We start from the raw sequence: 6609 nt of genomic DNA on the forward strand, positions 1-6609 counted from the left end.
CCGTAGTGTTCGGAGGGTGCGGCCCCGCCGATACCGACGTTGCCGTCGTCGTCCTCGATCCTGACGACGACGTTCTCGGCCGTCGTCTGCGTTCCGCGAGAGATGGTGAAGGCGTGTTCGAGCGGGAGCGAAATCCGTTCGAACTCTGTCGTGAGGGTCATAGAATCACCTCCAGTACCGCGTCCGCGTCGAAACGGACGAGGTCGGTCGCGGGTGCGTCGAGTTCGGATCCGTACTCCGCGACGGCCACGCGGGCGTCCTCGTCGTCCGCGATTCCGGAGGTATTGATGGCTCCGGCGACGATTTCTGTTTCGTGGATCGGTCGGGCGAGTCCCTCGTAGAGCGAGACGTACTCGGAAATCGGTGGCAGGGAGACGGATTCGTAGCCGTGAATGGCCTCCTTGCCCGCCTCGTGGCAGAGGACGAGTTTGTCGGGCATCGACCCGTGGAGGATTCCGCACGTCACCGCGGAGTAGGCCGGATGTACGATGCTCCCCTGGCCCTCCACGAACAGGTAGTCGTACTCGTCGGCGCGTTCCAAAATCGTCTCCTCGACCGCGCCCGCGGTGAAGTCGCTCACCACGCGGTCGATTGGGTTGCCGCCGCCGTCGATCATGATGCCGGTCTGTCCCGTTGGAATGAATCCGGCGTTTACGCCGCGGTCGCGGGCCGCCTGCACGAGTTCCAGCGTCGCGGTCATCTTACCGACCGAGCAGTCCGTGCCGACCGTGAGGACGATTTCGGCGTCCACGTCCTTCGCGATGCCTTGGCTGACGGTGAGGTCGTCGTGGGGTTTTCGAACGTCCCAGAGTTCACAGTCGTTCGCTGTGGCGAGTCGGGCGAACTCCTCGTCGTCTTCGAGGAAGTAGTGGAGTCCGGAGATTACGTCACAACCGCGGGAGAGCGCGGTCGTCACGTCCGACCGCCACGACTCGTCGAATCCGCCGCCGATGGGCGCGATGCCGATGATGAGTGCATCCACCTCGGGCACGTCGTCCATCTCGGCGACGATGGGCGCGTCCTGCACGTCGGGAACGTGGTCGTTGACGCGTTCACCGGGGTGGTCTCGGTCGAGCACCGCTGCGACATCGTAGTCCGCATATCGTAGAATTCCGACCGCCGTTTTCGCGCGACCGGGGAACTTTTCGTGCGCCAGTATCGCAACCTGCATGCGTGTGCGGTGGTGGCACGGTATCTTAAAGCCGACTCTCCCGGTAACGTGGAAGCCGTCGCACCGAACGGGCATCATAAAACCTACCTATCTCGTTTCGATACACCCCCCGCAAGCGTCGGACAATTTTCGACCGGAGGCGAAGGTTTTTGTCCGTGCTTTCGATACGTGTTGCATGGTCACAGTGCGGGCACCGGCCACGAGTGCCAATCTCGGGTGTGGGTTCGATGTGTTCGGGTTGGCGTTGGAACGACCCGCGGATATCGTGCGGGTCGAACGCGCCGAGGAGACGACGATAGAGGTAACGGGTGTCGGGCGACAGTACATCCCCGAGGAACCGGCGAAGAACACGGCGGGCGTCGTCGCCCAGGAACTCGGCGCGCCTGCACGCATTCGAATCAACAAAGGGGTCCGACCCTCGTCGGGACTCGGGTCGTCGGCCGCCAGCGCCGCCGCCGCCGCCGTCGCGCTGAACGAACTGTACGACTGCGGTCTCACGCGAAAGGAACTCGTTCGCGTCGCGGCGGAGGGGGAAGCGGCCGTCTCGGGCGAAGCCCACGCGGACAACGTCGCTCCCTCGATTCTCGGCGGATTCACGATCGTTACGGAGGACGAAATCACGCAGGTGGACGCGTCGATTCCGGTCGTCGCCTGCCTGCCGGAAACCGTCGTCTCGACGCGGGACGCGAGGCGCGTCGTCCCCCAATCGGTCGAAGTGGACGAACTCGTCAGCACCGTCGGCAACGCCGCGACGCTGACCGCCGGGATGTTCCGCGACGACCCGGAACTGGTCGGGAAGGGACTCGAAGACGGGTCGGTCACGGGGTCGCGGGCGGCGCTCATCGCCGGGTTCGACGAGGTACGAACCGCCGCACTCGACGCGGGTGCGACCGGCGTCGCCGTGAGCGGGGCCGGACCGAGCGTCCTCGCCGTCTGTCACGACGGGAAACGGAACGCCATCGCGAGCGCGATGCTCGACGCCTTCTACGACGAGGACGTCGAGGCCCGTGCGTATCCGACCGCGATCGGTGGCGGCGCGACGATAGAAGGATGAGCGGATCGTAACGACCACGAGGCTTCTCCGTGACGAGTCGCCCATGACGAGCAGTGATCGCTGTCCCGACTGTGGCGTTTCGCTCGAACCGGTCAAGTTCGGCATGAACGACGCGTGGAAACCGTACGTCAAGACGAGCGAACGCCGAGGCGGGCTTCTCGGCTCGCTCGGGATGAACGAGCGAAAGGAAGTCGAGACGGCGATGTGTCCGGAATGCGGCCGACTGCTGTTTCACGCGAAGTTGGACTAGATCCGGAACGGTTGACTCATTTAGATTCGGAGCAGTCGAATCGGTTAGATCCGGAGCAGTCGAATCGGTTAGATCCGGAATAACCGCGTCGTCCAGAATTCGTAGAACGCGTCGTCCAGCGCCTCTTTCGGTTTTCCGGTCGCATCGACCGGTTTCGTTCGGTCGGCGACGTCGCGGAACTCCGCGAGGAGCGTCCGCTGGCCGACGACGTACAGTCGGTCCGCGTCGCGGGAGTCGATTTCCTCCCGACAGCGGTCGAGATGGTCGTCGATCTGTCCCTCCCGGATCCGCTCGAATCGTGCCTGCGAGAACCCGCCTTTCGAGTGATCACCCTTCACGTCGCTTTCGAAGCCCGAAACGGACAGTCGCTCCCGGCCGCCGTACTCCGCGATGGCGAACAGGTCGGAGCGGACGAGCGCGAAGGTAAAGCGCCCCTCCGGACGGAACCACGCTGGATCGAAATCGAACGAATCGCTCCACGAGACGAACTCCTCCGGGGGATTCGGCGGGGAGAGCGCCGCGCTGACCAGTCCCGCGTCGTCGGTCAGCGCCAAACACGGCGCGGCACGGGCGACGAGCGGCGCGTGGTCGCCGAACGCGTCGCGAACCGCCTCCGGCAGGTCGTCGATCACCATCGCGGTCAACGCCCCTTCGGGTTCCGTCTCGATACGTTCGAGACGGGGCAGCACCTCGTCCAGTCGCTTCCCGTGAAGCGATTCAATGCCTCGAAATTCCACTGACTCCTCGTCGTCCCCTAGCCGTCCGACCCGGTCTTCGAGTTCGACGATACGACTTTCGAGACGATTGACCTGCTCCTCAGCGTTCTGACGCTCCGTCACGGCCTCGGAACGGCGTTCTTCCTCGGCTTGTGCTCGTCGTTCGAGATGATGGTTCTCGTCTTCGAGTTCGTCGATTCGCTCTTTCAACTCGGCGCGCCCGAGCAACTCGTCCAGCATCGAATCGAAGCGCGTGTCCCGGGGTCTTGTAGTTTGGTATGTGGAAAAATCTAGAGTTCGTACCGGTACGGGGAGGAACGAATCACCCGTACGTCACCCGCCCGTGCTCGCCGTCCGAGGACGGTCGCGATTTCGTGTGTGCTCCCGAACTTCCCGCCGGTGTGGTCCGTTTCGTCGAGGAGTTCGAGAATCTCGCGCGCGGTGAGCGGTTCACCAGCGTCGTGCTCGGTAACGGCCTGCCGGATGGATTCGAACGTTTCTTCCCGAGCTGACATATGAGCAGGGTTGGCTGCCCACCACTTAAATCTCTGTCAGACAAGTGTCTGTCCGGGGGAAGTATCCTTACGCAGGACGGTCGTGTGGGCCGGAGAAATCCCGTTCGGCTCGATACTGTTCGACGAAGGTCGGCACGTCGAAGTTCAGCATGTCCGCTTCGAACTGGCTCATCGCCTCGTCGTCCTCGGCGTGGCTGACGGCGTGTTCCATCAGTTCGACGATGAGTTCGACGACGATCTCGTGAAGCCGTCGGGAGTCGAAGTCCGTCACCCAGACCATCGAATAGCCGAGGTCTGGGTTGTCGGCCACGTCCTCGCTGGCGACGTCCTCGGGGAACTCCTCCATGACGACGCCCATGATGTGAAGCGTGCCGAACTCGACGTTCTCGTCGGTCGTATCGATGGTTTCGCGGAGGATGTCCACGAGAAATTCGGGAACGAAGCGTGACGGCGGGTGCACGTCCATAACGACCGCGTGCGATTCGCCACAGTCACAGTCGTACTCGCGCATCCCCATGTCGAGTCGTCCGGTCGCTACCGTCTCGCCACAGGGGAGTTCGAGCGTCGCACCGTTCCCTCCCGGGACGCGCGGTTCTGCCATACCGGTCCGTTCGGTCCTGACGATTTTAAACGGCGTGATTAGGTATCGCCGTGCGAGGATACGAACGAATCCCGACAGGTGTCGGCGGCGTAGGGATAGTTCTCAATAGCACTCCCCACCGACCGTCCCCCCTCAATACCCCTCTTAGCGAGCTACTTATCCCCGGAAAAAAGAGGTGGCGTATGGCACAGGCCAGCGGGGTTCCCGACCGACTGCGCCCGATAGACGAACGAATCCTCCGATTGCTCGCGGCCGACGGCATACAGGTTCGACTCGACATCGAACGGCGACTCGCCCTGTCGAACTGCCTCACCGCAAGCCGCTGTCGCTCCCTCGCCGAGCGTAACCTCGTGCGAAACACGAACTGGTGTTGTTACGAGATCACCGAGCGCGGAAAACAGCGCCTGCGGGCGGAGTGCTGACGGAACGAAAATTCCGGGCGACTATGGCCAGTCGTCGCGCACGTCCTCTTCTTTCCCTCCGTCGTCCTCGTCGGCGTCGGACGCCAGGTCCCACTCGGCCGCCTCGGCGGCGTCTTCGACGTGCAGGAACTCCCAGTCGTGGTCCTCGGCGAGTTCACGGTCGTCGTCGGTCGTACCGACGAAGACGTGTCGGTCGGTGTCGAACTGCGATTTCACGCTGTCGAGGCTTTCGGCACGTCCTTTCGGGCCGGAGAAGAAATCCTGACGGATACGATTCTTTCGGGTGAAGTTCGTCACCACGTAGGTCGGTTGGTCGGAGATGACGCCGACGTAGCGCGTCCAGCGCCGGGCATCCTCGAAGACGGTGCCGGGGCTCGCAAGCTCTTTGAGCGCCGACAGTTCGAAGGCCAGCGTCATCTCACCGCTTCCGCTCATGCTCATGTCCCTACATGCCGTCCTGCCGGAGAAAACGGCTTCGGTTGTTGGTTCCTCACGCCACGTCGACCCGGAAGTAGTCGGTGAACACGACGACGGTGTCCTCGGTGAACTCCTCGGCCACGTCGCTGGTCATCCGGATGACCTTCTCGTGGCCGTCGAACTCCGCCAGGAGCCCTTGAGCGGTGTCCGACAGTTCGTCGAAACTTCGCACCGGAACACCCGCTGGCACGGTTTCGGTTCGGGTGACGATGAGCGCCGCTGATTCTCCGGCCGATGCAGACCTCAGACTACTCGTGCTGTTCGATGCCATTGGGATATGTTATCAATTGTCGTGGTGAGTGTTAAAGCTTGCGGCTGAAAGGTGAACAAACGTGAAGAATAGAAGCTACGCGAGCAGGACGCGGAAATAGCCGGTGTATTTGACGAACTCGCCGTCGCTGAACTGGCGTGCCGTCTCCCGGTCGATGAGTCGTTCGCCACGCTCGACGACGTCGGGGAAGTGCCCCTTCGCCCCGTAGTCGAGTTCGTCGTAGTGGCGGACGCGTGCGTCGTCAGGGACCGTTTCCACTGGTTCGAGAGCGATTTTGTATTTCACGAAGTCACCCGACCAATATGGTCAGTGCTACCAATTGTCGTGGCAGGCCTTAAACCTTCACGTCGAGACAATCGGAGCCGATTGTTGCGGCGACCCGCCACCGGGGCAGTCGCTCTCGAAACTGCGACAAAAAAACACCGCGCCGCACGACGATTTACTGTTCCTGTGGCTGTGCGAGCTTCTCGGGGTCGAACTGCTTTTCGAGGAGGACCTCCTTCTGGTCCGCGCACTCGACTTCGTTGCGGATGAGGTCCTTGTACTTGCCCTGCGGGGCGATGTCGCCGATGAGAACGCCGCCGATGAGTTTGCCGTCCTTGAACGAGAGGCGACGCCATTCGGTGTCGCTGTACTTCTCCTCGCACTCGTCGTCGCCCATCGTCGGGAAGCCGAAGGAGAGGAACGGGAAGTCGAAGTGGGTGATGGAGTAGGAGGAAACCCAGCGGAACTCCTCTTCCTCGTCGTCCGCGACCATGTTCTGCGCGGCGATGACGCCCTGCTGTTTCGCGCTCCCCCACGACCCGTTCTGGGCGTACTCGTCCAGAATCACGTCGTAGTACCGCGTGATGTCGCCGGCGGCGTAGATGTCGTCCACGTTCGTCTGCATGTACTGATCCACGACGACGCCGTTGTCCGTCTCGACGCCGCTTCCCTGCAGGTACTCCGTGTTGAAGTTGAGACCGATGGCGATGCCGACGAAGTCGCTTTCGTACTCGTTGTCGTCGGCGTCGATAGTGGCGACGACGTTACCGTCGTCGTCTGTCTTGAAGCCGTTGACGCCGCTTTCGAGGACGGTTTCGACGCCTTTCTCTTCGAGCGCGTTGTGAATGATCTCCGCGCCGTCGAGGCT

11 protein-coding genes and 1 pseudogene are annotated in these 6609 nt (G+C 62.5%); 3 read left to right on the forward strand and 9 right to left on the reverse strand.

The window, feature by feature from the left end; translation table 11 throughout:
* Nucleotides 1-161, reverse strand: a pseudogene (locus WBV42_RS10755) (dipeptide epimerase); the annotation flags it as partial.
* Nucleotides 158-1171: a DUF1611 domain-containing protein gene (locus tag WBV42_RS10760; protein WP_423986024.1), complete on the reverse strand. Its 1014-nt coding sequence runs from the start codon at nucleotides 1169-1171 to the stop codon at nucleotides 158-160. The pseudogene WBV42_RS10755 and the gene WBV42_RS10760, both read right to left, overlap by 4 nt.
* Nucleotides 1172-1346: 175 nt before the next feature.
* On the opposite strand from WBV42_RS10760, the gene WBV42_RS10765 reads away from it, so the two are divergent.
* Nucleotides 1347-2225: a homoserine kinase gene (locus WBV42_RS10765; RefSeq protein ID WP_423986025.1), complete on the forward strand. Its 879-nt coding sequence runs from the start codon at nucleotides 1347-1349 to the stop codon at nucleotides 2223-2225.
* A 43-nt stretch (nucleotides 2226-2268) separates the two neighbouring features.
* Entirely contained in the window at nucleotides 2269-2475 is a 207-nt protein-coding gene (locus WBV42_RS10770; protein ID WP_066141023.1) for a hypothetical protein, read from the forward strand.
* A 68-nt stretch (nucleotides 2476-2543) separates the two neighbouring features.
* Here WBV42_RS10770 and WBV42_RS10775 read toward each other — a convergent pair whose 3' ends face one another.
* The 3 genes from WBV42_RS10775 to WBV42_RS10785 all read right to left on the reverse strand — a co-directional run bounded on the left by WBV42_RS10775 (nucleotide 2544) and on the right by WBV42_RS10785 (nucleotide 4307).
* The gene (locus tag WBV42_RS10775; RefSeq protein ID WP_423986026.1) at nucleotides 2544-3431 is read right to left on the reverse strand and encodes a Vms1/Ankzf1 family peptidyl-tRNA hydrolase; all 888 of its coding nucleotides are present in this window, start codon (nucleotides 3429-3431) and stop codon (nucleotides 2544-2546) included.
* 50 nt (nucleotides 3432-3481) lie between these two features.
* On the reverse strand, nucleotides 3482-3706 hold the full coding sequence (locus WBV42_RS10780) for a hypothetical protein (RefSeq protein WP_423986027.1): 225 nt from the start codon (nucleotides 3704-3706) through the stop codon (nucleotides 3482-3484).
* A 67-nt stretch (nucleotides 3707-3773) separates the two neighbouring features.
* A complete protein-coding gene (locus WBV42_RS10785) occupies nucleotides 3774-4307 on the reverse strand; it encodes a DUF5815 family protein (RefSeq protein WP_423986028.1) in 534 nt (177 codons plus the stop codon).
* 182 nt (nucleotides 4308-4489) lie between these two features.
* Between WBV42_RS10785 and WBV42_RS10790 the strand changes: the two genes are divergently transcribed.
* On the forward strand, nucleotides 4490-4729 hold the full coding sequence (locus WBV42_RS10790) for a hypothetical protein (protein ID WP_423986029.1): 240 nt from the start codon (nucleotides 4490-4492) through the stop codon (nucleotides 4727-4729).
* Between the two features lie 21 nt (nucleotides 4730-4750).
* Here WBV42_RS10790 and WBV42_RS10795 read toward each other — a convergent pair whose 3' ends face one another.
* From WBV42_RS10795 to WBV42_RS10810, 4 genes are all read right to left on the reverse strand, one after another.
* Complete coding sequence (locus WBV42_RS10795) at nucleotides 4751-5164, reverse strand: DUF7124 domain-containing protein (protein WP_423986033.1); 414 nt, start codon at nucleotides 5162-5164, stop codon at nucleotides 4751-4753.
* A 55-nt stretch (nucleotides 5165-5219) separates the two neighbouring features.
* Nucleotides 5220-5477: a hypothetical protein gene (locus WBV42_RS10800; RefSeq protein ID WP_423986030.1), complete on the reverse strand. Its 258-nt coding sequence runs from the start codon at nucleotides 5475-5477 to the stop codon at nucleotides 5220-5222.
* A 75-nt stretch (nucleotides 5478-5552) separates the two neighbouring features.
* Nucleotides 5553-5762, reverse strand: coding sequence for a hypothetical protein (locus WBV42_RS10805; protein WP_423986031.1), 210 nt, complete (start codon nucleotides 5760-5762; stop codon nucleotides 5553-5555).
* A 154-nt stretch (nucleotides 5763-5916) separates the two neighbouring features.
* Nucleotides 5917-6609 (reverse strand): FAD-dependent oxidoreductase (locus tag WBV42_RS10810; RefSeq protein WP_423986032.1); only part of this gene is annotated, 693 nt, incomplete at its 5' end.

It is taken from the genome of Haladaptatus sp. (assembly GCF_049589095.1).
Taxonomy (GTDB): domain Archaea; phylum Halobacteriota; class Halobacteria; order Halobacteriales; family Haladaptataceae; genus Haladaptatus.

Coding starts and splice junctions, on each gene's coding strand:
- WBV42_RS10800 (WP_423986030.1), bottom strand. CDS start 5,477: ATGGCATCGAACAGCACGAGTAGTCTGAGGTCTGCATCGGCCGGAGAA.
- WBV42_RS10765 (WP_423986025.1), top strand. CDS start 1,347: ATGGTCACAGTGCGGGCACCGGCCACGAGTGCCAATCTCGGGTGTGGG.
- WBV42_RS10795 (WP_423986033.1), bottom strand. CDS start 5,164: ATGAGCGGAAGCGGTGAGATGACGCTGGCCTTCGAACTGTCGGCGCTC.
- WBV42_RS10775 (WP_423986026.1), bottom strand. CDS start 3,431: ATGCTGGACGAGTTGCTCGGGCGCGCCGAGTTGAAAGAGCGAATCGAC.
- WBV42_RS10780 (WP_423986027.1), bottom strand. CDS start 3,706: ATGTCAGCTCGGGAAGAAACGTTCGAATCCATCCGGCAGGCCGTTACC.
- WBV42_RS10770 (WP_066141023.1), top strand. CDS start 2,269: ATGACGAGCAGTGATCGCTGTCCCGACTGTGGCGTTTCGCTCGAACCG.
- WBV42_RS10785 (WP_423986028.1), bottom strand. CDS start 4,307: ATGGCAGAACCGCGCGTCCCGGGAGGGAACGGTGCGACGCTCGAACTC.
- WBV42_RS10790 (WP_423986029.1), top strand. CDS start 4,490: ATGGCACAGGCCAGCGGGGTTCCCGACCGACTGCGCCCGATAGACGAA.
- WBV42_RS10760 (WP_423986024.1), bottom strand. CDS start 1,171: ATGCAGGTTGCGATACTGGCGCACGAAAAGTTCCCCGGTCGCGCGAAA.